At 53.3% G+C, this 26,918-nt stretch carries 26 protein-coding genes and 2 pseudogenes; all 28 read right to left on the bottom strand.

Annotated features, from left to right (window positions below):
- Positions 1 to 28 precede the first annotated feature (28 nt).
- Complete coding sequence (locus H511_RS0120150; protein ID WP_027253955.1) at positions 29 to 2,221, bottom strand: chemotaxis protein CheA; 2,193 nt, start codon at positions 2,219 to 2,221, stop codon at positions 29 to 31.
- A 9-nt stretch (positions 2,222 to 2,230) separates the two neighbouring features.
- On the bottom strand, positions 2,231 to 2,953 hold the full coding sequence (locus tag H511_RS0120145) for a protein phosphatase CheZ (RefSeq protein ID WP_027253954.1): 723 nt from the start codon (positions 2,951 to 2,953) through the stop codon (positions 2,231 to 2,233).
- A 35-nt stretch (positions 2,954 to 2,988) separates the two neighbouring features.
- Positions 2,989 to 3,360: a chemotaxis response regulator CheY gene (cheY, locus tag H511_RS0120140; protein ID WP_036748874.1), complete on the bottom strand. Its 372-nt coding sequence runs from the start codon at positions 3,358 to 3,360 to the stop codon at positions 2,989 to 2,991.
- Positions 3,361 to 3,416: 56 nt separating this feature from the next.
- Positions 3,417 to 4,142 (bottom strand): RNA polymerase sigma factor FliA, encoded by a 726-nt coding sequence (locus H511_RS0120135; RefSeq protein WP_027253952.1) that lies wholly within the window; start codon positions 4,140 to 4,142, stop codon positions 3,417 to 3,419.
- Positions 4,135 to 5,022 carry a MinD/ParA family protein gene (locus tag H511_RS0120130; protein WP_027253951.1) on the bottom strand — a complete coding sequence of 296 codons (888 nt, stop codon included), beginning with the start codon at positions 5,020 to 5,022 and terminating at the stop codon, positions 4,135 to 4,137. The genes H511_RS0120135 and H511_RS0120130 overlap by 8 nt, the downstream gene beginning before the upstream one ends.
- Positions 5,015 to 6,592, bottom strand: a complete 1,578-nt coding sequence (flhF, locus tag H511_RS0120125) for a flagellar biosynthesis GTPase FlhF (RefSeq protein WP_027253950.1) — start codon at positions 6,590 to 6,592, stop codon at positions 5,015 to 5,017. Before flhF ends, H511_RS0120130 begins: the two co-directional genes overlap by 8 nt.
- A 67-nt stretch (positions 6,593 to 6,659) precedes the next feature.
- Positions 6,660 to 8,756: a flagellar biosynthesis protein FlhA gene (flhA, locus tag H511_RS0120120; protein ID WP_027253949.1), complete on the bottom strand. Its 2,097-nt coding sequence runs from the start codon at positions 8,754 to 8,756 to the stop codon at positions 6,660 to 6,662.
- Positions 8,757 to 8,948: 192 nt separating this feature from the next.
- Complete coding sequence (flhB, locus tag H511_RS0120115) at positions 8,949 to 10,079, bottom strand: flagellar biosynthesis protein FlhB (RefSeq protein WP_027253948.1); 1,131 nt, start codon at positions 10,077 to 10,079, stop codon at positions 8,949 to 8,951.
- Positions 10,080 to 10,100: 21 nt separating this feature from the next.
- Positions 10,101 to 10,880 (bottom strand): flagellar biosynthetic protein FliR, encoded by a 780-nt coding sequence (fliR, locus tag H511_RS0120110; RefSeq protein WP_027253947.1) that lies wholly within the window; start codon positions 10,878 to 10,880, stop codon positions 10,101 to 10,103.
- Positions 10,881 to 10,891: 11 nt separating this feature from the next.
- Positions 10,892 to 11,161 (bottom strand): flagellar biosynthesis protein FliQ, encoded by a 270-nt coding sequence (gene fliQ / locus H511_RS0120105; protein WP_027253946.1) that lies wholly within the window; start codon positions 11,159 to 11,161, stop codon positions 10,892 to 10,894.
- Positions 11,162 to 11,180: 19 nt separating this feature from the next.
- Positions 11,181 to 12,032: a flagellar type III secretion system pore protein FliP gene (fliP, locus tag H511_RS0120100; RefSeq protein ID WP_027253945.1), complete on the bottom strand. Its 852-nt coding sequence runs from the start codon at positions 12,030 to 12,032 to the stop codon at positions 11,181 to 11,183.
- Positions 12,032 to 12,424: a flagellar biosynthetic protein FliO gene (gene fliO, locus H511_RS0120095; protein ID WP_036760092.1), complete on the bottom strand. Its 393-nt coding sequence runs from the start codon at positions 12,422 to 12,424 to the stop codon at positions 12,032 to 12,034. The genes fliP and fliO overlap by 1 nt, the downstream gene beginning before the upstream one ends.
- A 5-nt stretch (positions 12,425 to 12,429) precedes the next feature.
- Complete coding sequence (gene fliN, locus H511_RS0120090; protein WP_027253943.1) at positions 12,430 to 12,819, bottom strand: flagellar motor switch protein FliN; 390 nt, start codon at positions 12,817 to 12,819, stop codon at positions 12,430 to 12,432.
- 12 nt (positions 12,820 to 12,831) lie between these two features.
- A complete protein-coding gene (fliM, locus tag H511_RS0120085) occupies positions 12,832 to 13,878 on the bottom strand; it encodes a flagellar motor switch protein FliM (RefSeq protein WP_027253942.1) in 1,047 nt (348 codons plus the stop codon).
- A gap of 7 nt (positions 13,879 to 13,885) precedes the next feature.
- Positions 13,886 to 14,374: a flagellar basal body-associated protein FliL gene (fliL, locus tag H511_RS0120080; RefSeq protein ID WP_027253941.1), complete on the bottom strand. Its 489-nt coding sequence runs from the start codon at positions 14,372 to 14,374 to the stop codon at positions 13,886 to 13,888.
- 70 nt (positions 14,375 to 14,444) lie between these two features.
- Positions 14,445 to 15,890, bottom strand: a complete 1,446-nt coding sequence (locus H511_RS24220; RefSeq protein WP_027253940.1) for a flagellar hook-length control protein FliK — start codon at positions 15,888 to 15,890, stop codon at positions 14,445 to 14,447.
- A 98-nt stretch (positions 15,891 to 15,988) separates the two neighbouring features.
- Positions 15,989 to 16,429: a flagellar export protein FliJ gene (gene fliJ, locus H511_RS0120070; RefSeq protein WP_027253939.1), complete on the bottom strand. Its 441-nt coding sequence runs from the start codon at positions 16,427 to 16,429 to the stop codon at positions 15,989 to 15,991.
- 36 nt (positions 16,430 to 16,465) lie between these two features.
- Complete coding sequence (fliI, locus tag H511_RS0120065; protein ID WP_027253938.1) at positions 16,466 to 17,782, bottom strand: flagellar protein export ATPase FliI; 1,317 nt, start codon at positions 17,780 to 17,782, stop codon at positions 16,466 to 16,468.
- Positions 17,779 to 18,594, bottom strand: a complete 816-nt coding sequence (fliH, locus tag H511_RS0120060) for a flagellar assembly protein FliH (RefSeq protein WP_027253937.1) — start codon at positions 18,592 to 18,594, stop codon at positions 17,779 to 17,781. Before fliH ends, fliI begins: the two co-directional genes overlap by 4 nt.
- Before the next feature lie 18 nt (positions 18,595 to 18,612).
- Positions 18,613 to 19,656 (bottom strand): flagellar motor switch protein FliG, encoded by a 1,044-nt coding sequence (gene fliG, locus H511_RS0120055; protein WP_027253936.1) that lies wholly within the window; start codon positions 19,654 to 19,656, stop codon positions 18,613 to 18,615.
- Positions 19,646 to 21,388 carry a flagellar basal-body MS-ring/collar protein FliF gene (fliF, locus tag H511_RS0120050; protein ID WP_027253935.1) on the bottom strand — a complete coding sequence of 581 codons (1,743 nt, stop codon included), beginning with the start codon at positions 21,386 to 21,388 and terminating at the stop codon, positions 19,646 to 19,648. Before fliF ends, fliG begins: the two co-directional genes overlap by 11 nt.
- Positions 21,389 to 21,404: 16 nt before the next feature.
- Positions 21,405 to 21,716, bottom strand: a complete 312-nt coding sequence (gene fliE / locus H511_RS0120045) for a flagellar hook-basal body complex protein FliE (protein WP_027253934.1) — start codon at positions 21,714 to 21,716, stop codon at positions 21,405 to 21,407.
- Positions 21,717 to 21,833: 117 nt separating this feature from the next.
- A pseudogene (locus H511_RS25245) lies at positions 21,834 to 22,004 on the bottom strand (helix-turn-helix domain-containing protein); the annotation flags it as partial.
- A gap of 77 nt (positions 22,005 to 22,081) precedes the next feature.
- A pseudogene (locus H511_RS0120040) lies at positions 22,082 to 23,234 on the bottom strand (sigma-54-dependent transcriptional regulator); the annotation flags it as partial.
- The gene (locus H511_RS0120035; RefSeq protein ID WP_027253932.1) at positions 23,231 to 24,289 is read right to left on the bottom strand and encodes a sensor histidine kinase; all 1,059 of its coding nucleotides are present in this window, start codon (positions 24,287 to 24,289) and stop codon (positions 23,231 to 23,233) included. The pseudogene H511_RS0120040 and the gene H511_RS0120035, both read right to left, overlap by 4 nt.
- 196 nt (positions 24,290 to 24,485) lie before the next feature.
- A complete protein-coding gene (locus H511_RS0120030; protein ID WP_027253931.1) occupies positions 24,486 to 25,949 on the bottom strand; it encodes a sigma-54 dependent transcriptional regulator in 1,464 nt (487 codons plus the stop codon).
- 228 nt (positions 25,950 to 26,177) lie between these two features.
- Positions 26,178 to 26,582 (bottom strand): flagellar export chaperone FliS, encoded by a 405-nt coding sequence (fliS, locus tag H511_RS0120025; RefSeq protein WP_027253930.1) that lies wholly within the window; start codon positions 26,580 to 26,582, stop codon positions 26,178 to 26,180.
- A 15-nt stretch (positions 26,583 to 26,597) separates the two neighbouring features.
- Positions 26,598 to 26,897: a hypothetical protein gene (locus tag H511_RS0120020; protein ID WP_051288332.1), complete on the bottom strand. Its 300-nt coding sequence runs from the start codon at positions 26,895 to 26,897 to the stop codon at positions 26,598 to 26,600.
- Positions 26,898 to 26,918: the final 21 nt, after the last annotated feature.

Raw genomic sequence — 26,918 nt, 5'->3', positions numbered from 1 at the left:
GGGCCTTCTAAGCCCCTGTCAATTATTATTATCTGCGGCCTGCGTAATGTTTCAGAAGGTTGGGGACATCCAGAATCAGTGCAATGTGGCCATCACTGGTGATGGTGGCACCCGCCATACCGGGTGTGCCCTGCAATAACTCATCGAGCGGCTTAATCACCACTTCTTCCTGACCAATAAGCGTATCCACCACAAAGCCCATTCTCTGATGGCCTATCTGGACAATCACCACATGCCCAAGTTGTTTTTCCCGCTTGGAAGCACTGTGACCTGCCAGCCAGTCCTGAAGATAGAACAGCGGGATCGCTTTATCGCGCACTATGATAGTCAGCTGACCATCAACCACATTGGTCTTACTGAGATCCAAATGGAAGATTTCATTCACACTGGCCAGTGGCAGTGCAAATGGCTGGTCAGCCACACCGACCATCAGCGTAGGCAAAATAGCCAGTGTCAACGGCACTTTAATATCAATGCGTGTGCCTTTGCCCAGATTGGAATCAATATAAATGGAACCGTTCAGCTGGCTGATAGCGGTTTTTACAACATCCATACCGACACCACGACCGGAAATATCAGAGATTTCTTTCTTGGTCGAGAAACCGGGTGCGAAGATCAGGTTATAACATTCGCTGTCGGACAGACGCGCAGCGGCATCGGCATCCATCACACCGCGATCCACGGCGATTTGACGCAGTCGATCCGGGTCCATACCGCCGCCATCATCTTCGATAGTCAGCAAAATATGATCCCCTTCCTGCGCCGCAGACAAAAGCACGGTGCCAATACGTGGCTTGCCGGCTTTCTCGCGGATATCGGGCATTTCAATACCGTGGTCGACCGAGTTACGCACCAGGTGGACCAGCGGATCGGCCAGCGCTTCCACCAGGTTCTTATCAAGATCGGTTTCTTCGCCGCGCATTTCCAGCACAATTTCTTTTTTCAGGCTACGGGCCAGATCGCGTACAACGCGTGGGAAGCGGCCAAAAACTTTCTTGATTGGCTGCATACGCGTCTTCATCACCGCTCCCTGAAGATCAGCGGTGACCACATCCAGGTTCGAAACAGCTTTTGACATTTCTTCGTCATTACTGTTCTGGCCCAGGCTGATCAGACGATTACGGACTAATACCAGCTCGCCAACCATATTCATGATGGTGTCCAGCGTAGACGTATCAACACGGACCGTGGCTTCAGCCTGAGTCTTGGATTTTTCTTTTAATCCTGTTGCTTTACGCTCCGCCACAGCTTGTGGCATCTCAGTCACAGACTGAGAGGTGACAGACTCAGCAGCTGGCTCAGCTTTGGCCTGTAGCGCAGAAGCCGGCTTGGTCGCGATCGCCAGCTCTTCATCTGACGGTCCTTTACCGCTACCGTGCAGTTCATCGAGCAGACGTTCAAATTCATCATCTGTCATTAAGTCGCTATCACCGGCCCCAGCTGCATTCGCGGCAGGCGGCTCAGACGCTTGCGCAGCCACCGGCGCGGCTGGCACGTCAGCTCCCGGGGTTTCTGTTCCAGGCGCGTTACCTATACCATGCAGCTCATCAAGCAGGCGTTCAAACTCATCGTCAGTGATATCGCCATTGTCGATGTCGGTCGAGACAGGAGCGCCCTGAGCAGCACTGGGAACAGCACTGGCTGGCGCGGCGCTCGGGCTTCCGCCCGCACCATGCAGCTCATCAAGCAGGCGCTCAAACTCATCCTGGGTGATTTCATCAACCGAACCGCCGGCAATCGCAGGTTGCTCAGGTGCCGCCGGTGCCGCCGGTGCCGCTACAGGAGCGTCAACCGATGCCGGGGCAGAGACAGCTGCCAGCTCTTCGGCACCCGGTGGCTGGCTGTAATAATGCAGCGCATCCAGCAGGCTTTGCTCAGCGGGTACAATCGGCTCACGATCCTGCACCTGTGAGAACATCACATTGATGGTGTCCAGTGCCTGAAGGATGACATCCATCAGCTCTGACGTCACAGTGCGTTTACCGGTACGGAGTAAGTCAAAAATATTCTCAGCACCGTGGCAAGCGTCAACCAATGGCGTTAACGCCAAAAACCCGGCACCACCTTTAACAGTATGAAAGCCGCGGAAAATGGCATTCAGCAAATCTGTATCATCTGGACGACGTTCCAAATCTACTAACTGCTCGGAAAGTAATTCCAGAATTTCCCCGGCTTCGATTAAAAAGTCCTGCAGGATATCTTCGTCTAAATCAAAGCTCATAAGCTTCCCCTAAAATCCAAGGCTTGATAGCAAATCATCGACGTCATCCTGGGTAGACATAACGTCAGTGCGTTCAGCACTGTTGATAATTGGCCCTTCCGGGGAGAGTGTTTTGTCTTTCTGGCTCACTACCACTGAGCTTTCACTCTGTTCAATACCGGCAGCCTTAAGAATCTCAACCAACTGATGCTCCACTTCATGAACAAGCTCGATCACTCTGCGAATAACCTGGCCTGTCAAATCCTGGAAGTCCTGTGCCATCAGAATATCGGTCAGATGACGGTGCAACTGCTCGCTGTCACCGTCGAGCTGAACTAATAATGCGTCAATATCGTGACAAAGCTGTTTAAATTCGCCAAGGGTGATCTCCCCGTGCATTAAACTTTGCCACTGGGGTTTCACTTGCATCAGACGTTCACGCAATAAATCTGCGATAGGAAGAGTGCCTTCAACAGCATCCATGGTCCTGTTGGCCGCTTCCTCGGTTTTGTCTATCACATAATTCAGACGGCCGCGTGCATCCGGAATGTCGGTAGTCGCCAAATCAGCAATACGGGGATCCAGACGAAAATTCTGCAATGAGTCATGTAATTGACGTGTCAATTTACCCACTTCGAGATACATCGGATCCCGGCAATCCGACACCAGGCTTCGGAACAACTCATCCGCGTCCTCTTGCTGGTCTTTTTCCAGCAACGCGACGAGTTGTTTCGCCTGTTCAAGTGAAATCATATGTGTCTACCCTAGTTAGCGTCAGACTGACGGCATCACTGCATACGCTCGAAAATCTTGTCCAGTTTTTCTTTCAGCGTGGCAGCGGTGAATGGCTTAACAATATAGCCATTAACACCAGCCTGAGCAGCTTCGATGATCTGCTCGCGCTTGGCTTCAGCAGTAATCATCAGTACTGGCAGGTGTTTCAGGCTGGCATCGGCCCGGATCTGCTTGAGCAAGTCAATACCTTGCATGCCCGGCATATTCCAGTCGGTGACCACGAAATCGAAGTCGCCTTTCTTTAGCATGGGTAACGCAGTCAATCCATCATCCGCCTCCTGGGTGTTATTAAAGCCCAGGTCACGTAGTAAGTTCTTGACGATACGGCGCATTGTTGAAAAGTCGTCAACAATGAGGATTTTCATATTTTTATTCAAAGTTGCCTCCACTGAGGTCACAGTGTTTCTTCTAAATCGTGTGTTTATGAAGCAGTCCAAGCAGACAACTTGGCCCGCAGACGCTGCATTGCCTGACTGTGAATCTGGCAAATACGGGATTCACTGACACCTAAAACGGCACCAATTTCTTTGAGGTTGAGTTCCTCGTCGTAATACAACGACAACACCAGTGCTTCCCTTTCCGGCAATGTGCGAATAGCGCCGGCCAGCGCGTGGCGAAAACTGCCATCCGCAACATCCTGAAAAGGGAGATTTTCTGCCACTGAATCTTCGGTTGCTACCGTATCTTCTGAGACACCCAGGTCGTCCATACCCACTAGGCGACCACAATTAACATCATTTAATGCCTGATGGTACTGTTCGAGTGTCATTTCGAGATATTCAGCAATTTCCTGGTCATTCGGATCGCGGCCGAGGCGGCTTTCCAATTGGGCAATGGCTTCAGATATCCGACGGTTGTTTTTGTACACGGAGCGGGGAACCCAGTCGCCACGACGGATATCATCCAGCATGGCGCCCCGAATTCGAATTCCGGCAAAAGTTTCAAAACTGGCACCTTTGCTCGGATCATAGTTCTGTTGTGCTTCCAGCAAACCAATCATGCCAGCCTGGATCAGGTCTTCCAGCTGCACATTGGGTGGCAATCGCGCCATCAGGTGATGCGCAATCCGCTTCACCAGTGACGAATACCGCTCAACAAAAGCATGGGGGGATTCCTGATATCGGCCGTATGTTTGTGCTTTATTCACCCAGAGGTACCTCTTCAGGTGTTGGTTTAACTAATAACTTTTCAACAAAAAATTCCAGATGTCCGGCCGGATTGTTCGGTACCGGCCAGGTCAACGCTTTGTTGGCGAGCGTTGTCAGGGCCAGTGCCGCTGGGCTTCGTGGGAAAGCTTCCACGACCACTTTTTGTCGCTTAATAGACTGACGTACCCTGTCATCTAATGGAATACAGGCAACCAGCTCCATGTTGGCCTGCAAAAACCGCTCAGTCACCCGGGTCAGCTTGGCAAACAGCTCTCGCCCTTCGCGGTAACTGCGTACCATATTGGCCACAATTTTAAACCGCTGTACCTGGTATTCGCGGTTCAGGATTTTAATCAGTGCATAAGCATCGGTAATGGAGGTCGGCTCATCACACACTACAATTAGTACATCCTGGGCCGCACCGGCAAAACTCAATACCATATCTGAGATCCCTGCAGCAGTATCCACCAGCAGGACATCCACTTCATCTTCAAGGGTGGCAAACGCGCGGATCAGGCCAACGTGCTGAGCACTGGACAGTTCCGCCATATTTTGCGTGCCTGAAGAGGCCGGTATGATTTTTACGCCGTAAGGACCTTCGATAATGATGTCCCGGAGATCGCACACACCCGACAGGACATGAGACAGGTTACGACCCGCTCGCAGCCCCAGCATCACATCAACATTGGCCAGGCCAAGGTCGGCATCCAGCACCATCACTCTCTTGCCCTGACGGGCCATGGCAATCGCCATATTCAGTGTGATATTGGTTTTACCCACACCGCCTTTACCACCACTGACAGTGATCACTTTGGTCGAGGCCAGTTTTGTCATACGGCGCAAGCCGCTTGCTTGATCGTGCATCATGTTCTCAATCATAAAAATCCGCCCCCTGGTTATCTGCGCTATCGCTGCTCCAGAAGTGGGTTTGCTGGCCCATGTCGTTTTCCAACAACTCGTTTGCACGGTTAACCATGAAGTGTCCTGTGGCGACTTTAATGTCTTCAGGCACTCGTTGACCGTCCGCCAGATATGCGATCGGCAGAGCACTTTCCAGTGTGACACTGATAACTTCACCCAGACTGAGGGTTTCATCCAGCTTAGTCAGCACGCAACCCGACAGCGGGATACGACGGAAATGCTCAATGGTTTCGTGCAGAACGCGGCGCTGGGAGGTCGCCGGTAATACCAGAAAGCTACGAATTTGTGAGCCACTATTATGCATCAGGGTATCCAGCTGTTCCTGCAGGCGAAGATCCCGTTGCCCCATGCCTGCTGTATCCAGCAGCACAAGGCGGCGATGCCGTAACTGATGAAGTATATCGGCAAGCTCTTCGGCATCTTTAGCAACTCTTACCGGACAGCCCAGAATTCGACCATAAGTCGCCAGCTGTTCATGTGCACCGATACGATAGGTATCTGTGGTGACCAATGCGATTTCATTCGGACCAAAGTCCATCGCCGCTCTGGCGGCCAGTTTGGCGATTGTCGTTGTTTTGCCCACACCGGTCGGGCCAAGCAGTGCGACCACGCCCCCGGTTTCGAGAATACAGTCATCGGTGGTAATGATCTGGTCGGCCAGCAGCTGAAGCAAGGATGACCAGGCCTTGTGCGGCTGGACATCTTCAGGGATATAACAAGCCAGCTGATCGGCCAGCTCGGCTGATAAGCCCATTTTTTCCAGGCGCTTGATCATCATGGCCCGCATCGGCTCACGACGCTCGACCTCCTGCCACATCAAACCAGACAGCTGGTGTTCAAGCAGGCGGCGAATCGACGCCATCTCACTGCGCATGGCATCGAGATCATCGTCACGACGCGGCGCGCGCTGTTCATAGCGGCTGGGATCGAGCCGGTTCTGAAAAGCACTGTTTTTCTGGCTCGCCGCCGCAGGATTTGCCCGGCCGGTGCGTCCGGCCGGTGCGTCGGCGTCATGATTTTGGCGGTAGTCGCCGTAGGCATTCGGTGCTGACTGTCGTCCGCCCGCCCCGTAAGGGTGAGAAGACTGACGCCTGTCACTGCCGTAAGGGCTGCTCTCAGACTGGGGGCGGGAAGAATAGTCATATCCTTGACGTTCAGCAGGGTGGCCGCCGGTGTGCTTCGACTGGCGCTGCAATAAGGCTGACAGGGAGTCCACTTCTGTTTCGGGATCCTGAGCATAATTCTGCAGCACCTTGGCAAAGTGGCCGCTGCCGGACTGCTGCAGCTGTACCTTGTCGTCAGCCAATTTGCGTCTGGCCTCGCCAAAACGTTCAGCCAGGGCATCACGGGCAGGTTGTGACGGTGACGGTACCTTGGCTTCGCTGGCGTCATTATCTACCGCCGCCACGATCTCAACACCGCCGGTCACTTTCTTATTGGACATAATCACCGCATTCGCACCGAGTTGTTCTTTGACTTCACTCAGCGCGGTTCGCATGTCCTTGGCAAAAAATCGTTTAATTTTCAATTCAGTCTTCCCATCCGGTGACGGATTACCCTGCACGTTTTGGCTGACTCAGTCAGCCTGGGGACACCTAGTTACCCACTGCATTCACAATACGGATTTGCTTTTCATCAGGGATTTCCTGATAAGAGAGCACCCGCAGTGTCGGGATGGTGTTTTTCACAAATTTGGCTAACGTGCCGCGCAGTACGCCAGACGTTAACAGTACAGCCGGTTCGCCTTTCAACTCTTGCTGATGTGTGGCTTCGGTCAAAGAGCGCTGCAGACGTTCTGCCAGACCCGGCTCGATACCGGAGGACTCGCCCCCGCTTGACTGCATTGTTTTATGCAATATTTGTTCCAACTCAGGAACGAGCGTGATAACAGGTAACTCAGGCTCTATTCCATTGATTTCCTGAACAATTAGGCGTTTGAGGCCAATACGTGCAGCGGCAGTAAGAATGTCAGGATCTTGACTCTTACCGGAATACTCGGACAAAGTCTGAACTATGGTGCGGATATCCCGGATAGGCACACCTTCATGCAGCAGGTTCTGCAGCACTTTCACCACAGCCCCTAACGGCAACTGGTCAGGGACAAAATTGTCCACCAGTTTCGGTGTCGACTGCCCCAGCACTTCCAGCAGGTTCTGTACTTCTTCATGCCCGAGCAACTGAGAAGCATTGTTCACCAGAATCTGACTCAGGTGGGTTGCCAGTACAGTGGCAGCGTCAACAACGGTATAGCCCAGTGCCTGAGCATGCTCTCGCTGCGATTCTAAAATCCAGATCGCTTCCAGCCCGAAGGCAGGATCGGTCGTGCGCTCCCCTTCCAGGCTGCCAAACACCTGACCCGGATTGATGGCCAGCTCCATATCAGGGTGAATGTTTGACTCGCCATTGTTCACCCCCATCAGACTGATGCGGTAGGTATTGGGTGGTAATTCCAGGTTGTCACGGATATGGACAGGCGGAACCAGAAAACCGAAATCTTGCGACAGTTTTTTCCGGACGCCTTTGACCCGCTCCAGCAGCTCGCCGCCCTGTTCTTTATCAACCATAGGGATCAAGCGATAACCGACTTCCAGGCTGATGGTATCCATCGGCTGGACATCATCCCATGACAATTCTTTGGTGACGGGTTTGCTGTCCAGCGCCTCAGGCGGGGCGGATTCTGCCAGCACTTTTGCCTGTTGCTCTTTCTTCACCCGCCAGTAGGCAATCAGGCCAATGATCAGCGCCAGCAGCAGAAACGGAATATGAGGCATGCCCGGAACAATACCCATCACAAATAAAATCCCGCCTGTGATGATCAGCGCCTGGGGGTTATTGAACATCTGGAACAACATCTGTTGCCCCATGTCTTCGTCAGTATTTTGACGAGTCACCATCATGGCAGCGCCGATGGACAGCAACAAAGACGGGATCTGCGCTACCAGACCATCACCTATGGTCAGCAGGCTGTAGATATGAATCGCCTCATTGAAACTGAGATCATGCTGGCCCATACCTATGATCAGGCCACCAATAATATTGATGAAGAGGATCAGAATACCGGCAATGGCATCCCCTTTGACAAATTTAGAGGCACCGTCCATCGAGCCGTAAAAATCGGCCTCTTTGGTGACTTCGCTGCGCCGTGTGCGTGCCTGCTCCTGATCAATGAGCCCGGCGTTGAGATCGGCATCGATTGCCATCTGCTTGCCCGGCAAAGCATCAAGGGTAAAGCGGGCACTGACTTCGGAAATACGGCCGGCACCTTTGGTGACTACCATGAAGTTGATGATCATCAGAATAAGGAATACCACCAAACCAACCGCGTAGTTCCCCCCGATAACCACAGAGCCAAAGGCGTCGATCACCTGGCCTGCCGCCTCCGGGCCTTCATGACCATTCAGCAAGACCACCCGGGTTGACGCTACGTTCAGTGCCAGCCTGAGCAGAGTGGCAATCAGCAGTACGGTCGGAAAAGCCGCAAAATCCAGCGGGCGGCGGGTGTACACTGTCACCAGCAGTACCACCAGAGCCAGGGCAATATTAAAAGAAAAGGCCATATCCAGCAGCATTGCTGGCATTGGCAACACAACCATCGCCAATGTTGCCAGTACCATGACAGGGGCGCCGATTGCAGGCAGTGACTGTAATCGGTGTAAAGGCAATTTATCTGAAAAAGGTATCGGCAGCTTCATGCATTCTTATTTGATTGGAATCGGTTAATCGTCAGTGCTCACTCAGTGTTCACCGCGTATTCACTGTCTCGCACTTGGTGTGCCGGTGAATCGCAGACAACTGAACGGGCTAAGCTTCGCATAAAGCAAAATTTATACCGCCTTGACATGTCAATTTTTTGACCTGCAGCCAAAACATTTTGCAGCAAGCCATCAGTGCCGTAATTCAGGAGGAATATCGACAGCTCCTGCCGATAACTTAGGCCGCTTACCATTGCCGCGCCGGTATTGTTTCAGCTGGAATACGTACGCCAGCACCTGTGCCACAGCGGCAAACAGGCCATCCGGTATTTGCTGTTCCAGCTCGGTGCTGTGATAGAGGGAGCGTGCCAGCGGAGGTGCAGGCACAATATCAATCTTATATTCGTTGGCCACTTCCCGGATTTTCATCGCCATGTGATCGGTTCCTTTGGCGATGACCACGGGTGCCTTGTCCAAGGTGGGATCATAACGCAAGGCAACAGAAAAGTGCTCCGGGTTGGTAATCACCACATCGGCCTTTGGCACTTCAGCCATCATGCGCCGCTGCGCCATTTCACGCTGCAGCATACGGATACGACCTTTAACCTCAGGTTTACCTTCGACATCTTTATATTCGTCTTTGACTTCCTGCTTGGTCATCTTCAGCTGCTCGTTATGCTGCCAGATCTGGTACGGCACATCGATAGCCACCACCACCAGCAGCGAGCAACAGATCAGCAATACGAAGCGCAGTAAAATCTCCAGCGCATGAAAGATGTTGCTCGGATAGGTCTCTATGCTGAGCTGAAAGAAACCTTCCAGGCTGCTGTACATCAGGTAATAAGCCACACCGGCTACCAGAGTGACCTTGAGGATGGATTTCACCAGCTCAACGGCACTTTGCTTGCCAATCATACGTTTAAGACCACTGGCCGGGTTCATTCTTGAGAGCTTGGGTCTTGCCGCCTCGGCGGAAAAACTGATTCCCCCCAGGGCGGAAGCACCAATCAGTGCCGCCACAAACAAGAATATCAGCACCAGCAGCAAAGGCCACAGCATGTGCGCAATGGCATCACCAGTCACAGACAGCAGTTTGGTAAAATCAAACACTTCCTCGCGGCTGAGGGTAAAGAACTTGCGCATGACTTCACTCATGGCCACGGCCAGCATTTCGCCAAACCACATCAGGCCAACCGCTCCCGATACCAGTACCGCAACCGACGCCAGTTCTTTTGAACGCGCGACCTGACCTTTTTCCCGCGCCTGCTGTAACCGTCGGGGGGTTGCGTCTTCAGTACGTTCTTGTCCGTCTGACTCAGCCATCAGACTCCCTCCTGTCCGTCATCAGCAATCCAGCCTGATCAGGCTGCAGATTTGCTCTGTACCCAGTTGCCAGTGCTCTTCATACTGCGCCTGGATACCCATTAACAGATACCAGCTGACAAACAGCCCCAGCAACAGCGCAAACGAGAAGCCCAGGGAGAAAATATTCAGCTGGGGTGCTGCACGTGTCATGACCCCGAACGACAGATTCACCGTCAACAGTGCAATGATCCCTGCCAGCGACATGTTTAAGCCGGCTTTGAACATCCAGCCGAACCAACCCGCCAGCTGCTGGTAATCCACCGCCTGCAACATAGACTCGCCGACCGGCAAAGTGGTAAAGCTCAGCACCACCAGCCTGAGCATCGCCAGATGACCGTCAGTGGCGAGAAATAACATGATCGCCAGCATCATATACAGCTGGCCCAGCACCGGGGTGTTTTGTCCGTTGGCCGGGTCGACCATGGAGGCAAAACCCAGGCTGGACTGCATGCCCAGGATCTGCCCTAACAATACGAATGTCTGAGTGACAAACTGAGTGACCAGCCCCATCGCGACACCGATGATCACCTGCTGGCCTGTGGTGAGAAAGCCCTGAAAAGACAGCAAAGGAATATCAGGGACCTGAGGCAGCATGGGCATCACCGCAAAAGTGACCGTCAGCGACAGATACAGCCGGATGCGCATCGACACAAAACGGGCGCCGAAGAAGGTCATGCTCATCATCATGGCACCGATGCGGGTCAGCGGCCAAAAATAATTGGCCAGCCAATCTAATATGACCTCCGCCGGATACGTCATGGCCTGTCTGCTCAGTAAAGGATTTGAGGAATGTGCTCAATGATGCGATGGAAATAATCCATCAGCATTCTGGTCATCATGTGACCAAACACCATCAGCGCAACCAGGGTGATCACCAGACGAGGCAGGAAGCTTAACGTCTGTTCATTGATTGAGGTAGCGGCCTGGAAAACCGCCACCACTAAACCAATCAGCAAGCCGGGTATGACGATCACACAGACCATCACCAGGACCATGTACAGGGCTTCCTGAAAAATTTCGACGAAGGCTTCTGGTGTCATTGTCTGTCTCTCCCTGTCATCAGGTGCCGAAGCTGCCTGCCAGTGTCGACAGGATCAGGTTCCAGCCATCCACCAGTACGAACAACATTAATTTAAACGGCAGTGAGACTATCATCGGTGACAGCATCATCATACCCATGGCCATCAATATTGAAGCCACAACCAGATCGATGACCAGAAAAGGCAGAAACAGCATAAAGCCAATCTGAAACGCCGTTTTCAGCTCCGAGGTGATAAAAGCAGGGATCAATACAGTCATAGGGACTTGCTGGGGATCGGTCGCCTGTGATCCCGACATATCAACGAAGGTTTCCAGATCTTTTACCCGCGTTTGTTTGAGCATGAACTGGCGCAGCGGATCCTGGGCGATAGTCAGGGCTTCACGGGCAGAGAGCTCTTCATTGATATAGGGCTGAACGGCCTTGGTATTGATCTCATCCAACACCGGGGACATGACAAAGAAAGTCATGAACAGGGCAATCCCGATAATCACCTGGTTTGACGGAGTCTGCTGCAGACCGAGGGCCTGGCGCAAAATCGACATCACCACCACGATACGGGTAAATGAGGTCATCAGGATCACTATGGCCGGCAAAAAGCCCAGCGCGGTCATCAACGCCAGGATTTGCAGCGTGACGGAGTAATCTTCGGTGCCATCCGGATTCACTGACACAGAAAACGCCGGAATGCCGCCCCCGCCTTTGGTGGTCAGCAGGGTTGCCGCCCCTTTATCGCTCTGCATCTCGCTGACAGTGACATTGCTGCCCGCTACATTGCCCAGTCCGCCATCTTCGCTCTGCGCACTCGCCATGCCGGACAGCAGCAGGCAAAGCGCAGCGACAATCCAGATAAAGAAGTGAGATCTATACATCATTGTCTTTTTAACAACTTACCGAGCTGCTGGGCAAACTCACCGTTACCTGCACCGGCACTGACCGGCAAGGGCGTTTCCAGCTTGGTCAGCATTGAAATATTTTGCGGCGTCACACCAATGAGCAACTGCTCGTCACCCACCTGTATCAGCACGATTCGCTCACGCTGGCCGACCACCACCTGGCGGACAATCTGCAGCCCGTTGTCTCCGCCACTCACACCCGGCAACTTCATGCTGCGCAGCAGCCAGGCAAGGAACACGATAAGAACCAGTACCAGCAGCAGCGAACCTAGCGTGGTGCCCATATCCAGCTCCGGTGCCCCGGCCGCCCATACCGGCTGGCTGATAACAGCCAGACCGGCGAGCAATGTGCTTTTCAATGCTTTCATCACTGTTACCGCAACTTTTTAATACGTTCGGTCTGACTGATCACATCCGTCAGACGAATACCGAATTTATCGTTGACCACCACCACTTCACCGTGAGCAATCAAAGTACCATTGACCAGGACATCCAGCGACTCACCGGCGACACGGTCCAGTTCCACCACCGACCCCTGGTTCAGTTGCAGTAAGTTACGGATACTGATCTTGGTACGCCCGACTTCCATTGAAATCGTGACCGGAATATCCATGATGGAATCAAGACGACGACGTTCTTCTTCAGTAATCGGAGTACTCTCGTCTGTCAGTTCTTCCAGCGGGGCCGTTTCAATATTGTCGTCGGCCTGTTCAGCCAGGGCTGCCGCCCAGTCGTCAGCAATTTGTTGATCTTTATCTGACATAAGTCACCTGTATTAATCGTCAATCGGGTCAGTGGCGGAGAAAGTCGGACTCAGTTCATCGCCATCTAAGAAAGCAAGGTCCGTTTTCACCGTATCTGGCCGCTTCAGTTTCTTGGAAATCTTTATCGCCACGTGGTCGCCGGACTTACCCATTTTCCCGCGGTAAGTCGGCAGATCTTCAACGTAGAGCGTGGCCGTCTCCGGCAGTTCAATCGGTATCACATCACCGGAGTGCAGCTCCATCAGATCCCGCAGCGTCAGGTCAATATCGAGTAATTTGGCACGCAGATTCACTTCGACATCCATCACCTCATCCCGCAGGGCCTTGCTCCAGCGGACATCGGTATCCATTTTGTCACTCTGGACGCCGGCATCGAGCAATTCGCGGATCGGCTCCACCATGGAATACGGCATCACAACATGGAAATCGCCGCCGCCGCCGTCCACTTCAATGTGGAAAGAGCTCACCACTATCACTTCTGTCGGGCTGACGATGTTAGCCATAGTCGGGTTTACTTCGGAGTCCAGGTATTCGAACTCCACACCCATCACGGGTGACCAGGCTTCGCGGTAATCCTCAAACACCAGCTTCAGCAGCATCTGAACGATACGGCGCTCAGTCGGGGTGAATTCACGCCCTTCGATCTTGGCGTGGAAGCGGCCATCGCCGCCAAAAAAGTTCTCGACCAGAATAAAAACCAGCCGGGCTTCCATGGTGATCAGGGCCGTCCCTTTCAGGGGGCGAAAACGCACCATGTTCAGACTGGTAGGGACATACAGGGTGTTCTGGTACTCGCCGAACTTGAGCATTTGTACGCCATTGATCGACACTTCTGCCGTCTTGCGCAGCATATTGAACAAACTGATCCGCATATGGCGGGCAAAACGCTCATTGATAAGCTCAAGCGTCGGCATCCGGCCACGGACAATGCGGTCTTGCGATGAGAAGTCGAACGATATAACCCCGGTGCCTTCCTCTTGCCGGGGGTGATCATCCTCTACATCATCGACGCCATGCAGCAGCGCATCAATTTCGTCTTGGGTTAATAAATCAGTCACTGGGAACCTATTGCATTACAAAGCCAGTAAACAGTACCTGTTCGATCACAGGACTGCCAGACACTTTCACCAGCGCGGACTGCACGGACTGCAGCGACTGCTGACGGAGTTCAAGCCGTCCGCTGGGTGAGCGAAGCTGCTCCACACTGGCTGCACCGAAAGATTGGAGCAAGGTGCTTTCTACCAAAGGAATGTGTTGGCGGGCCAGAGTATCATTCTCATCACCACGTACCATAAGTTGTACTTTCACCTGTACCAGCCGTTGCTGGGTATCCCCCGTCACATTAAAAATAAAGGGATGCGGCAAAATCACATAATAAGCCGGTTCCGGCTTACCTGAAGACTGGGTTGCCGACATGCCGTCGCTATCAGCCGCAGACTGATCGTCAGACAGGAAAAACCAGGCTGCAGCACCGCCCAGAAGCACGGGGATCAATGCAATTAAAATCAATAAAATGCGTTTTTTGCTATTTGTTGTTGCCGCTGATTCAGCCATATTTCCCATTCCGTTCGCGGGTCAATAATAGTCACTTGGATGTCGCAGGGTGCCAGCTATGCCGCTGGGGTCATGCGTAATAATCAATGCCGTCGCTTTGTTCACTGACAGTTACGGCAATCGCACTGCCGTCGTCATCATCCCGCTGCGACTGGCCGCTCTGACCGCCGCCGGCCATGCCTTGTTCACCCTGTTGGGTGCCGGTATGCTGGCCGGCAAATTGCTGATTACCGTCCTGTTGCACGCTGCCCTGGGTCAACTGAATACCTTGCTGCTGTAACAGCTCTCTCAGTCGCGGCATGGCCTGTTCAACCAGATCCCGGGTCTGCGCATTACCGACATGGAACTGGACAGAGGCCTGGTCATTATTGATGGCCAGTTTTATCTGCATCCGTCCCAGTTCAGGCGGATCCAAGCGAATATCGACATGCTTGAGGTTTTTACTCATCAGCATCTGCACCCGCTCCGCCAGTTGCTCGCCAGCCATCTCTTTTTGTAAAGGCAGTGCGGTGGGCTGTGGCTGCGCTTCAGCTCGCTGCATCGCAGCCAGTGAAGAAGGCTGGCCGGTGATCGCATTGGTGCCTGAGGCAGACCCCGCCGCCATCGCTTCTTTCTGCGCGGTGTCCATCTGCAGTCCGGCATCAGCCAAAGCCGCCTGAAGCGATGCGGAGACGCCCGCTTGACCGGCTCCGGCCTGATTCGCACTTGCACCGTCAGCCGCTCCTGCTTCCCCGCCTTTGGCAGAAGCAGAAAGCCGGGCAATGGCGTCACTGAGCCAGTCTGGCTGAGCTTCTCCTTCACTGCCCGCTTCACCCTGAATGGCGGACTGAACCGAGCCGGCCACCAGCGTCAAGTCAGGTTTCTCGCCCTTACCTTTGGCAACCGATGCCGACCCTTTAGTGACCGCGGCCAGCATCTCAGCAAGCTTACCCGATTGCCCGCCAGCCACACTCGGCTCATCCCCGGCCTCAGACAAATCACCGTTCAGCGCCTGAGCACCGGGTTGGAGAGGAATGCCCGCCGACAATAAGGCGACATCCGCCCCTTGCGCGTCACTGCCTTCAGACTCAGGTGGCAATTCTTTGCCATCTTTTGCCATTTGCAACTGCTGGCTGGAGGCATTGAGCCTGTCTAACAGTGCTTCTGCCTCAGCACGGATACTCTCTTCGGTGCTCTCAGACTCAGGGGTTTCGCCTGCCGCTGTCTGCGCAGCATCCTCTGGCTTTTCCGAGTGTTTACCGGCTGTCACTTTGTCTGCATTTTCTTGCCGCTCACTGTCTGTCGCCTTGTGTGTTTGCGCGGCGTTGTCGCTGCCTTTTGCCTGCTGCGCGGCTGGCGATTCAATTTTTTGACGCTTAGCTGCCGTCTTGCTTTCACTGTGAACGGCAGACTCAAGTCGTGATGAAAACCCCGACAGTCCGGGTTCTTCACGGCTATCAGAACGACCAGGCTTACCCGGCCGGACGGAAGCTCCGGACGTGCTAAAATCGACAAAAATGCTGCTGGACGGTTTCATAACTACCTTACACTGACAATTATTTGACGACCAAAGTCGTGGTTATACTCAAAACCATGCAAGAAGTGAACCAGCTCTTGAATTGTCTGCGATAGCGATTAACACCGGCGGCGGGCAGATTGCAGCGTGGCAAACTCATCCATTAACTTTTGCTCCTGACGTGCCAGACGCTGCTCCCGCTCTGTGTGTTTTTTTTCCAGCAGCCATTCAACTGACTTTCGCTCAGTACGGGCCTGTTGCCAGCACTCAGCGCATTTCTCTACCTGGCGTTCAAACTCACGACCAGCCGCTCCCTGCTGAACCAGAGTTTCGTCTAACTGGCCCAGGAATTTATGCAAATGGCTGAACTGACTGGCCGTCAGTCCGTTCTGGCCCCGCTCGGTCAATTGCAGGCAGTAATCGTAGCGGTACTTTTCAATTTGTTCGCGCTGCTGATAAAAACTGTCCAAATCCCGCTTGGCCTGCTGAAGAGCCAGAAAAGCGTTATGTTCTTTATCTTTGACCTGTTCAAGAATCAGGGTCAGTGCCTGATCAGACATCCATGCCTCCGGTCATGCCGCTTAGGTGTTTCATCCTCAGGCTCCCAACGTGGAACGGAGCATATTAACGCACATGTCATAGGGAACCGACTCTTTCATTGCCTGCTGCAGGTACTGATCCAACCTGGGTTTTAACGTAAAGGCCTGATCAATGGCCGGATCTGAGCCGGGTTTATAGGCACCGATAGACACCAGATCCTGGCTTTTGCGGCAAATAGACAGTATCTGCCGGACGGCTTTCGACATCAGCATCTGCTCTTCATCCACTATGGCCGGCATAACCCGGCTGACAGAGCGTTCAACATCAATCGCCGGATAATGACCGGCATCGGCCATCTCACGTGACAACACGATATGGCCGTCAAGAATCGCTCGTGATGCATCGGCAATAGGATCCTGCAGATCATCGCCTTCGGTCAGCACAGTGAAGAAGGCCGTGATCGAGCCCTGGTGATCACCGCCGTTGCCGGCGCGCTCAACCAGGGCCGGAAGCTTGGCAAACACAGAAGGCGGATAGCCTTTGGTCGCCGGCGGTTCGCCAATCGACAATGCAATTTCACGCTGCGCCTGAGCAAAGCGAGTGAGCGAGTCCATCAGCAATAGCACATCCAGCCCCTGATCCCGGAAATATTCCGCCACGGTCAGGGCTGTCTGGCACCCTTTCAGGCGCATCAGAGGAGAAGCATCAGCAGGGGCTGCCACCACAACCGCGCGCTGGCGGCCCTCTTCACCTAAGATCTCATCAATAAATTCTCTGACTTCGCGGCCACGCTCACCAATCAGTCCGACCACCACCACTTGCGCCGTGGTCCCCCGGGTCATCATACCCAGAGTGACAGATTTACCCACCCCGGAACCGGCAAACAGGCCAATCCGCTGGCCTTTACCTACGGTCAGCAGCCCATTAATGGCTTTCAGTCCGACATCCAGAGGTTCACTGATAGGCTTTCTTGCGAGAGGGTTGATAGGTTCCGCGTTCAGGGCGGCCCGGGCCGAGGTATAAATCTTTCCTTTGCCATCCAGGGGGTTGCCCATGCCGTCAATCACCCGGCCAAGCAACTCGGGCCCCACCGGCAGACCGCCGTCGCTCATCACAGGCGTGACTTTGGCGCCGGGCATCACCCCGGTCAGTTGTTCACTGGGCATCAGGTACAGGGTGTCGCCACTGAATCCGACGACTTCGGCTTCGAGACTGCCCTGAACCGCTTCGACCCGACACACGCTACCGACAGGTGCCCGGCAGCCAATAGCTTCCAGTGTCAAACCGACCACACGCACCAGTCGTCCGGAGGCAACAGGCCGGCAGGCCAGCCCCTGTAAACGGTAGCTACCCAGCCGTTGCGCCAGGGTCATTCCGCGCTATCCTGTGCTGAATCGTCAGCCGGGCGCTGATTCATGCCCAGAAACTGGCTCAGCAGATGACGAACACGATCTTCCATTCGATAATCCACCACAGAGTCACCGGCACTGATTTGTACATCACCGCGCTCGAGCCCCGGCTCTGCCAGCAACTGCCAGCGACGGTTATCGAGTTCCTGCTGACTGTACGTGGTGGTTACCAGTTCAAGATCGTCCGGATGCAACTGCACAGTGATCGACTGAGAGGCCAGCGGCAGGGTGGCAATGGCTTCCCGTAAAGTGGACAGAATCACCTGCGGATTGGTCTGCACTTCAACCCGGATTAACTCACGGGTCAGCACGCTGACCATCTCCACCAGCTGGCTTTCTACCTGCTGATCGACCTGCTTCAAGGGCTGGGCGAGTTTGTCCAGAACCTGTGTTAAATGAGCCACATGCTGCTCAACCATTTCCTGTCCGGCAGCCAGCCCTTCTTCCCGGCCAGCCTCCAGCCCTTCCTGATGACCGGCGGCAGCACCTTCCTGTCTTCCGGTTTCAAAGCCTTCAGCATGGCCGGCAGCCCGGCCTTCGGCCAGTCCTTCTTCATAGGCAGACTGGCGGATATCGTCCAGATCTGCAGCGGTCAGTGGCTGGGGAGCCTGCTCCTCTTCTGCTGCCTCTCTGGGGCGCCAGCCCGGATCATAATTTAACGCGTTCTCAACCGGCCCGCGATCTTCATCGCTGTAATCGGGATAAGCCCAGCGTTCCAGCTCTTCCGCCTGGTGGCCACTCAGGCGGACAAAGCCCCGACGGCGTTCAATCGTCATTGTGCTTCCCCGGCTGAATTAGAGGTATTCATCCTGCCCACCGCCACCATTCAGCATCAGCTCACCGGCTTCAGACAGACGACGGGCAATAGACAGAATTTCTTTCTGTGCGGCTTCCACATCCGAGACACGTATCGGGCCCATCGCTTCAAGGTCATCCATCAGCAACTCAGAGGCACGCTTGGACATATTGCGCATAATCTTCTCGCGCAGCATATCGTCGGCCCCTTTGAGCGCTTTTTGCAGCAACTCCTGAGGCACTTCCCGCAGCAGGCTCTGGATACCCCGGTCGTCCACTTCGGCCAGGTTCTCGAACACGAACATCAGATCTTCGATCTGAACGGCCATTTCCTCGTCGTTGTCGCGGATCTGATCCATCAACAGACCTTCGATGTTGTTGTCGAGGTAGTTCATGATATCGGCCGCGGCCTTCATGCCGCCAATTTTCGCAGCCTGAGCACCGGCCTGACCTGCGAACTGCTTCTCCATGATGTCGTTCAGCTCATGCAGGGCGGCAGGCTGAACTTCTTCCAGGTTCGCAATTCGCATCATCAGATCCAGGCGAACACGCTCAGGGAACTGGGATAAAATCTCTGCCGACTGCTCAGGATCCAGATACGACAACACGATAGTCTGAATCTGCGGATGTTCATTGAGAATGATGCTGGCCACCTGGCGTGGGTCCATCCATTTGAGAGAATCCAGACCGCGCGAGCCACTGCCCATCAGGATCTGATCAACCAGGTTATTGGCTTTATCTTCACCCAGCGCGGCGATCAGGGTATTGCGGACAAAGTCGGCGCTGCCCATACCAATACTGGTGTATTTCTGGATATCGGTCAGGAACTGACGGTGCACAGCCGTCACCTTGTCATTGCTCAGTTCCTTCATGCTCGCCATCGCCCCACCCACGCGCTGAACCTGCTTGGGTTCCAGGTGGCGTATGATGGAAGCCGCATCCTGTTCATTCAGACTGAGTAACAGGATGGCTGCTTTATCCGTTCCGCTTAAACTGGTAATGTCGAAAGGTTTTTCATCTGTAGTCGCGACTTCATTTGCCATCTTCGTATACCCAGTTCTTCACAACCTGAGCCGCCAGATCCGGTTCATTAGCCACCAGTGCACGCACGGCTTTCAGCAAGTCGTCATCTTTGTGCAGATTTGGCAGATCCAGGTTGTTATTGGTTAAATCGATACCGTCAACACCGTCCAGATCAGCCCCTATCAGTTCAGAGCCTTCACCCGCCATGATGGGCAGTCCATTCTCATCCAGAGGTGTGCCATCGGCAGCCTGATTCGGGTAGAGCAGTTTGCGCATGGCAGGGCGCACCAGCACCACCAGCACTACTATGATAACCAGCGCCGCAGCCAGCCAACGAATCCAGGTATTGAAATTCGGGTGTTCCCAGATAGGCAAGTCGACAATGCGTTCCTGCTCCTGAGTGGCGAAAGGCACGGAAATCACTTCCAGCATATCGCCACGATCCTGCAGGAAGCCGACCCCGCCCATCAGCAAACGACGGATTTTCACCAGCTCTTCTTCAGTAACAGGAACACGGGTCATTTCGCCGGTTTCCGGATTAAGCTGCGGCTTATAATTGACCGCCACCGAAACCGTCTGGCGGCTGATCGTACCGGTTTGCGAACGCTTGTGACGGATAGTGGTATCCAGCTCAAAATTGCGCGTTGCTTCACGATGCACCGAGCCGTTACCGCCTTTACCGGTTTGTAAATCAATCACATCCTGCGGTATCGCTGAATCCTGCGGTGGCTGATTACTCAGGGCACCCGGAATACCCGCCACCGCCTGACCGTTGTTGTAATCTTCCAGTGTGTATTCACTGCGGGTTGACGGCGTATTGGGATCAAAACGTTTTTGCGTTTCTTCCTGGGCACTGAAATCCATCGAGACATCGACCTGAGAGGTGTAGTTACCCAGCCCCAGGACGGGAATTAATATTGCATCAATCTTTTCGCGCAAGGCTTGCTCTTGTTTGCGCTCCAGTTCGTATTCTTTCCGGCGCGCCGTGGCAGCCGGATCTTCGGTACCGGAACTGAGCAAACGGCCATGCTGATCGGTGACTGTGACGCGGCTGGGTTTCAGACCCGGCACGGCGGTAGAGACCATATCGACAATCGAATCCACTTCCTGCTGGCCCAGCGTGCCGCCTGTACTCAGGGTCAGGAAGACACTGGCCGTCGCTTCCTGATTATGGCGGACAAAGACGCTTTGCTTTGGCATCGCCAGCAGTACCTGCGCTTTGCGCACTTGTCTGATCTGCTCTATCGCTCTTGCCAGCTGGCGCTCACGACTGAGTTTCAGCCGTTCCTGTTCAAGACGTTGTGAAACACCAAATCCCATATCCTGCAGCAGGATATCATCACCTTCAGCCGTCGGATTATTCAGCCCGGCACGGGTCAGCTCCAGCTTGAGTGCGCCGTATTTATCGGCTGGCACCCTGATGGTGTTTCCTTCCAGTTGGTACTCAATTTGCTTCTGGTCAAAATGATCCAGAATCGGAATCAGCTCTTCAGTGGAAAAATTACCCAGCGGACGCATTTCCGGTTCTTTGAGCCAGGCGACAACCAGCACTATCAACGCGACACAAATAGCCACTGACAGCACCAGAATGATCTGGCGCAGCAAATCAAGATTGCCCAGCATACTGTCAACACGCGTGCTGGCACTCTTCTCTTCAAGATCCGGATTTTGCATATCCAGGTCGCTGTTGGCAGCGACAGGGACTGCAGCACTACCCGCTATGGCGAGTTCGTTGGATGTTTGTTCCGACACTCACTTAATTCCTGAATTAAACCGGCATATTCATCAGTTCTTTATAAGCTTCAACCAGCTTATTTCTAACCTGGACGGTTGCTTCAAAAGCCACGCTGGATTTATTGCGCGCGATCATGACATCTGACAGCGAAATGCTGCGATCACCCTGATCAAAACGACTGGTCATCTCACTGGACGTATTCTGTAATCCGTTAACCGTCTGTATCGCATCTTGCAGGGCAGCACCGAAATCAGCACTGACCTTAGCGCCAGTCGCCGGACGTGACGCATTGCTGGCTTCCATTTGCATTGCCTGCATTTCTGACATAAATCCGTTGACTTTCATAGGTTATCTCCATGGTACTTTTTTGACACAATCTGTATGAATAGCATCGTAAAAGATAAAGTTGTGCAAGCTTAACGCCAAAAATATGAAATTGATCTGTTAATTGAGCTTTTATGGTCAAACTGGGATCTCGATTCCGGCGTCCCGCATCTTGGCTAATTTATACCTGAGCGTACGCGGGCTGATACCTAATCGCTCTGCCACTTCTTTCCGTTTGCCTTCGCAGGCCTGTATGGCTTCCAGAATAATGGCAAACTCCTGTTCGCGCAGTTCGCTGCCCAGACTGTCAGCACCTGACACGCCCGGCGGTATCACATGGACCGATGTATCGCTCACTGCCTGCGATGCCACCGAAGTCAGGCTGATAGCGTGCTGCAGGCTGTGTGAATCCATCCAGTCCATACCTTCCAGCAGAATATGCTCGCCGCCAATGTCGGCATCACCGGCCAGAATCAGTGCCCGCTGGACAACATTGTCCAGCTCTCTGACATTGCCGGGCCAGCCATACTGCAGCAGTTTGGCTTGCGCGGCGGCAGAAAAGACCGGTGATGGCATGCCCTGTTTCTTGCAATGCCGGTCGGCCAGGTGACTGGCCAGCGGCATAATATCGCCCGGACGTTCAGACAGCGACGGCCAGACCAGCGGAAAAACATTCAGGCGGTAGTACAGATCCTCCCGGAAATTTCCTTCCGCCACATATTGTTTCAAATCCCGGTTACTGGTGGCCAGCACCCGCACATCCAGTTTGATACTTTTCCTGCTGCCCAGGCGCTCGACTTCGCGCTCTTGCAAGACACGCAGCAGTTTCGCCTGCAGGTTCAGATCCATCTCACTGATCTCATCCAGCAAGATGGTACCGCCCTGAGCCTGCTCGAATTTCCCCGGACAAGCCTGAACGGCGCCGGTAAACGCCCCTTTTTCATAACCGAATAAGGTCGCTTCCAACATATTATCGGGAATGGCAGCACAATTGATCGCGATAAAAGGCCCTTCGCGCCGCAGTGAGTGCTCATGAATATATCGCGACATGACTTCTTTGCCCGAGCCGCTCGGCCCGAGTACCATCACGCTGGCGTCAGTCTGCGCGACTCTCTCAGCCAACGCCAGTAATTTCAGGCTTTTCTCATCGGCGGCTATCGCCTGGCTGCTGACCGCTTGCACTGGCGCGTAGCGGCTGACCATGTTCAGCAACACTTCCGGGGCAAAAGGCTTTGCCATGTAATCAATGGCGCCGTCTTTCATTGCCAGTACCGCATCTTCAATGTTGGCATAGGCTGTCATCAGCAGTACCGGCAGTTTGGGCCAGTGTTGCTTGATATTTCGCAGCAGGCCCAGTCCGTCCATACCGGCCATTTGAACATCGGATACCACAATATCCACCTGCTCAGATTTCAACAGCAACAGGGCTTGCTCGGCGCTGTCTGCTTCCAGCCACTGATAGCCTGCCAGCGCCAGTGTATCCACTAATGCTTCACGCAGACCTTCGTCGTCTTCAACGATCAGTACTCGGCTCGTCATTGCCTGTCTCCTGTTGCTGTTAATTCATAGTCTTGCTCATGGCTTTCTGCCTTAGGCAGACTGAGCGTAAATGAGGCGCCTTCTCCCGGGGTGGAAAACAGCGAAAGGCTGCCATTGTGAGCTTTTGCCACCATCTGTACCACGGCAAGCCCTAAGCCTGTTCCCTGCTGGCGGGTAGTGAAAAAAGGCTCCAGCACCTTTTTCTGCATCTCAGGGGCAATGCCGGGACCGTTATCGGTAATGCTGAGATAAATCATGTCGGCTGCGCAGTGCACCGACAAACTGACCTTGCATGCTTTGCCTGACATCTGAATGGCATTGGTGATCAAATTACTGATCGCGCTCGCCAGGGCATTCACATTACCCAAAATACTGGGACTCTCATCATCGCACTCGATCGAGAAATCCACCTGATTGGACACCACCTGGGCCTCTATCATGGCGTCCAGTTCATTGAACAAGGCTTCGAGCGTAAAAGGGGCCACCACTTTGTTATCGCCGCCTTTGGCAAACAGCAGCATGTCATTAACCTGCTTTTCCAGATCCCGCAACCTGTCCATCAGTTTGGTCTGGAACCTGTCGCGGGTTTGCGCTGTCAGTTGCGGTGCGGCCAGATTTGCGGCATACAACATGGCGCTGGAAAGCGGTGTTCTGACCTGATGCGCCAGCGAGGCAACCATACGTCCCAGTGAGGATAAACGTTGCATCTCACTGAAACGGGACTGCAGCAGACGGGTTTCTGTCATGTCAGTGATCACTATCAGCTGACCACTGGCTGACGCGGAGATCGCCAGTTTGACTTTACGGCCACTGCGTAAAGAAATTTCATGGCCGTCATCTTCCTGAGGTGCAAAGGCACGCTGTATGACATCCAGCCAGCGCTCCCCCGCTAACGGCTCTCCTAACAGGCGGACAGCTTCAGGGTTGGCTTCACATACCATTCCCATTCCATCGAGCAAGATCACGCCTGTCGGCATGACTTCAATCACTTGCTTATACCTGCTGACCTGTTGACTCAGGTTTCCCAGCGGGGAGACAGACTGCCCTTCTTCCACCTTGCACCTACTTTTGCATTGTCCTTTGTTACACTAATTAAGCACTTTTTATGCCAAAAATATTCAACAAAAAACAACAAGTTATGATAACCCTATAAAAAAAGAGTGATGTCAGAATATTGACATCACTCCTGTCAGAGTCCGGAGTACGGCATAAAAGTCATAATACCCCAGGTTAAATTTTTACTTGCTGATGCTATTCACGCACAGACTCTTTGGTCGAGATATTGTACTTACGCATTTTTTCCACCAGGGTCGTGCGTCGCATACCCAGCATATCAGCAGCCCGTGCCACCACTCCAGCCTGTGCTTCGAGGGCCTGACGGATCATGTCAATTTCCAGATCCGCCAGCATCTCTTTCAGGTTAAGGCCTTCAGGCGGTAAATCACTGAAGCCGAAATTATCGTCCTGATCATCATAACTGTCGGAGAAAACATCGGCTAACATCGCACGTTCTTGTTCCTCGACTGACATCATGCGCTCTTCAGGACGGAAATCCGGCAGATCACAGTACCGGTATTTCACCGGCAAATGATTCACATCCACCATTTCCCCCGGATACAGAATCATCAAGCGCTCGACCAGGTTGGCAAGTTCACGCACGTTGCCTGGCCAGTCATGCTCCATCAAAGAGGTGATCGCTCTCGGGGTAAAATGGACCGACCTCGCGCCTTCAGCTTCCATCCGGGACAGCAGTTCCTGCAGCAGCAGGGGGATATCTTCCAGCCGCTCACGTAACGGCGGCGTTTCAATCGGGAAGACATTCAAACGATAAAACAGATCTTCCCGGAACAGGTTTTCTGCAATCATGGTATCCAGATTACGGTGGGTCGCGGCAATAATGCGGACATTGGCTTTAATACTCTGATTACCACCCACGCGCTCAAAGCAACGTTCCTGGATCACGCGCAGCAGCTTGACCTGCATCGGCATCGGCATGTCACCGATTTCATCCAGGAAAAGCGTACCGCCTTCCGCCAGTTCAAACCGCCCTTTGCGCGAGGATATCGCGCCGGTAAATGCGCCTTTTTCATGGCCAAACAGCTCGCTTTCCAGCAAATCTGCTGGGATCGCACCACAATTGACCGGCACAAACGGGCCTTTCCCCCGGGAGGAATGGTAGTGAATATTACGGGCAACGACTTCTTTACCAGTGCCGGATTCACCAAGGATCAACACACTGGCGTCGGTACCTGCAACCTGTTCTATCAGGTAACGGACCTGACTGATACTGTCACTGCGCCCGACCATACTGCGGAACAGGGTATTCTTCCGCGACAGCTGCGGTACCTGAAAATGATTTTTGCCCTGAAATTCCTGACAATGACGCAGCGCATCCATCAACTGGCTGTAGTGCAGCGGATGGGCCAGGGTACCGACAAAATTCGGCATCCCTGAGACCGCTTTTTCATGCTGAGGCATAGATAGCACAGGAATGTGATATCGCTGACGCAGTTGTTCCAGCACCTGATTCTGTTTTTTAACAGAATGGATATTGCCAATCAAACAGGCGCCCCAGGGTTGTTCCCACAGTGCGCCTTCAGCTTCATCGGTGGATATCGCTTCATGCTGCTCACCGACAAAATTAAGGATCACGCTGAGATCGTGACGGTGCTGCGGGTCATCATCGATGACGAGGGTCTTAGCTAAACCTTGCATAGAAGTGATATTTGCCTGTCTTTATGTATTCTTATGGCGTATTCAAACGGAACAGCAACCAAAACTGATGCTGCCCATTGTAATAAAAGAACAGGACTTGGCAACCGGGCACAGTGAAAAGCTGTGAGCCCAGTGCCACGGAATTACGCCAGATACACAATTAATTGACTATTCGCGGCCAACATCGTGTGGGGGAAATGGAATGCTGAATACTGACCCGTTAACGGATTAATACTCCATTTGAGTAATATTGTGATGCTCAGGAGGAATCTGATCCCACGCTGACTTCAGTTCCCTTAACATATCGATCACTTCATCAACGTGCTCGACCTCGTTTTTCTGGTTGGCAGCGGTGATTTTTTCAATCATATACAGATACAGCGAATCCAGGTTGCTGGCGATCTCACCGCCATCGTCAAACGACAGACAGCCACGCAGGCTGATGATGATATCCAGAGCCTTACCCAGACGCTCACCTTTGGTGGCAATTGATCCTTGCTCCATGGCCGCTTTACCCTGAATCAAACGCTCAATGGCACCCGCCATCAGCATTTGAATCACACGGTGAGGTGATGCGGATGTTAACTGACTGTCTACTGAGACTCGTTTATAAGCCTGTAGATTTCCTCTCATGACCATGATGTTACCTTAACGAAATTGATTATATGCCTGCAGCGAACGTTGTCCGTGCTGTAATCGTTTCAGTTGACTTGCCGACTTTTCGCGCCTTTCGCGCAATCTTGTCAGCAAATCCGATGTTCGGGTTATTGCTTCCTGCCAGCTGACTTGATCCAGCATCTCTGGCATGGCTTTAAGATCATTCAGTACCGTCTGGCGATCTGCCAGCAAGCGGTACAGGGTATCCACGTCAATGTCCGTACCGTCATCAATCAGCTGGTTCAGCTGCTGATCAATATCGGCCAGGGTTTGCATCATCTTGTTTGACATTGCCTTCCCTCTTGTTATCCG

Origin of the sequence: Photobacterium halotolerans DSM 18316, from assembly GCF_000425165.1 — a bacterium.
GTDB lineage: Bacteria > Pseudomonadota > Gammaproteobacteria > Enterobacterales > Vibrionaceae > Photobacterium > Photobacterium halotolerans.
Note: the sequence above shows the minus strand (reverse complement) of the source record. Positions and strands in the feature narration are given on the sequence as shown.

What these genes read in the sequence shown, in the direction of transcription:
- H511_RS0120150 (WP_027253955.1), bottom strand. Translation starts at nt 2,221, where the DNA reads ATGAGCTTTGATTTAGACGAAGATATCCTGCAGGACTTTTTAATCGAA.
- H511_RS0120145 (WP_027253954.1), bottom strand. Translation starts at nt 2,953, where the DNA reads ATGATTTCACTTGAACAGGCGAAACAACTCGTCGCGTTGCTGGAAAAA.
- cheY (WP_036748874.1), bottom strand. Translation starts at nt 3,360, where the DNA reads ATGAAAATCCTCATTGTTGACGACTTTTCAACAATGCGCCGTATCGTC.
- H511_RS0120130 (WP_027253951.1), bottom strand. Translation starts at nt 5,022, where the DNA reads ATGATTGAGAACATGATGCACGATCAAGCAAGCGGCTTGCGCCGTATG.
- flhA (WP_027253949.1), bottom strand. Translation starts at nt 8,756, where the DNA reads ATGAAGCTGCCGATACCTTTTTCAGATAAATTGCCTTTACACCGATTA.
- flhB (WP_027253948.1), bottom strand. Translation starts at nt 10,079, where the DNA reads ATGGCTGAGTCAGACGGACAAGAACGTACTGAAGACGCAACCCCCCGA.
- fliR (WP_027253947.1), bottom strand. Translation starts at nt 10,880, where the DNA reads ATGACGTATCCGGCGGAGGTCATATTAGATTGGCTGGCCAATTATTTT.
- fliQ (WP_027253946.1), bottom strand. Translation starts at nt 11,161, where the DNA reads ATGACACCAGAAGCCTTCGTCGAAATTTTTCAGGAAGCCCTGTACATG.
- fliP (WP_027253945.1), bottom strand. Translation starts at nt 12,032, where the DNA reads ATGTATAGATCTCACTTCTTTATCTGGATTGTCGCTGCGCTTTGCCTG.
- fliO (WP_036760092.1), bottom strand. Translation starts at nt 12,424, where the DNA reads ATGAAAGCATTGAAAAGCACATTGCTCGCCGGTCTGGCTGTTATCAGC.
- fliN (WP_027253943.1), bottom strand. Translation starts at nt 12,819, where the DNA reads ATGTCAGATAAAGATCAACAAATTGCTGACGACTGGGCGGCAGCCCTG.
- fliL (WP_027253941.1), bottom strand. Translation starts at nt 14,374, where the DNA reads ATGGCTGAATCAGCGGCAACAACAAATAGCAAAAAACGCATTTTATTG.
- H511_RS24220 (WP_027253940.1), bottom strand. Translation starts at nt 15,890, where the DNA reads ATGAAACCGTCCAGCAGCATTTTTGTCGATTTTAGCACGTCCGGAGCT.
- fliJ (WP_027253939.1), bottom strand. Translation starts at nt 16,429, where the DNA reads ATGTCTGATCAGGCACTGACCCTGATTCTTGAACAGGTCAAAGATAAA.
- fliI (WP_027253938.1), bottom strand. Translation starts at nt 17,782, where the DNA reads ATGACCCTGGCGCAACGGCTGGGTAGCTACCGTTTACAGGGGCTGGCC.
- fliH (WP_027253937.1), bottom strand. Translation starts at nt 18,594, where the DNA reads ATGACGATTGAACGCCGTCGGGGCTTTGTCCGCCTGAGTGGCCACCAG.
- fliG (WP_027253936.1), bottom strand. Translation starts at nt 19,656, where the DNA reads ATGGCAAATGAAGTCGCGACTACAGATGAAAAACCTTTCGACATTACC.
- fliE (WP_027253934.1), bottom strand. Translation starts at nt 21,716, where the DNA reads ATGAAAGTCAACGGATTTATGTCAGAAATGCAGGCAATGCAAATGGAA.
- H511_RS0120030 (WP_027253931.1), bottom strand. Translation starts at nt 25,949, where the DNA reads ATGCAAGGTTTAGCTAAGACCCTCGTCATCGATGATGACCCGCAGCAC.
- fliS (WP_027253930.1), bottom strand. Translation starts at nt 26,582, where the DNA reads ATGAGAGGAAATCTACAGGCTTATAAACGAGTCTCAGTAGACAGTCAG.
- H511_RS0120020 (WP_051288332.1), bottom strand. Translation starts at nt 26,897, where the DNA reads ATGTCAAACAAGATGATGCAAACCCTGGCCGATATTGATCAGCAGCTG.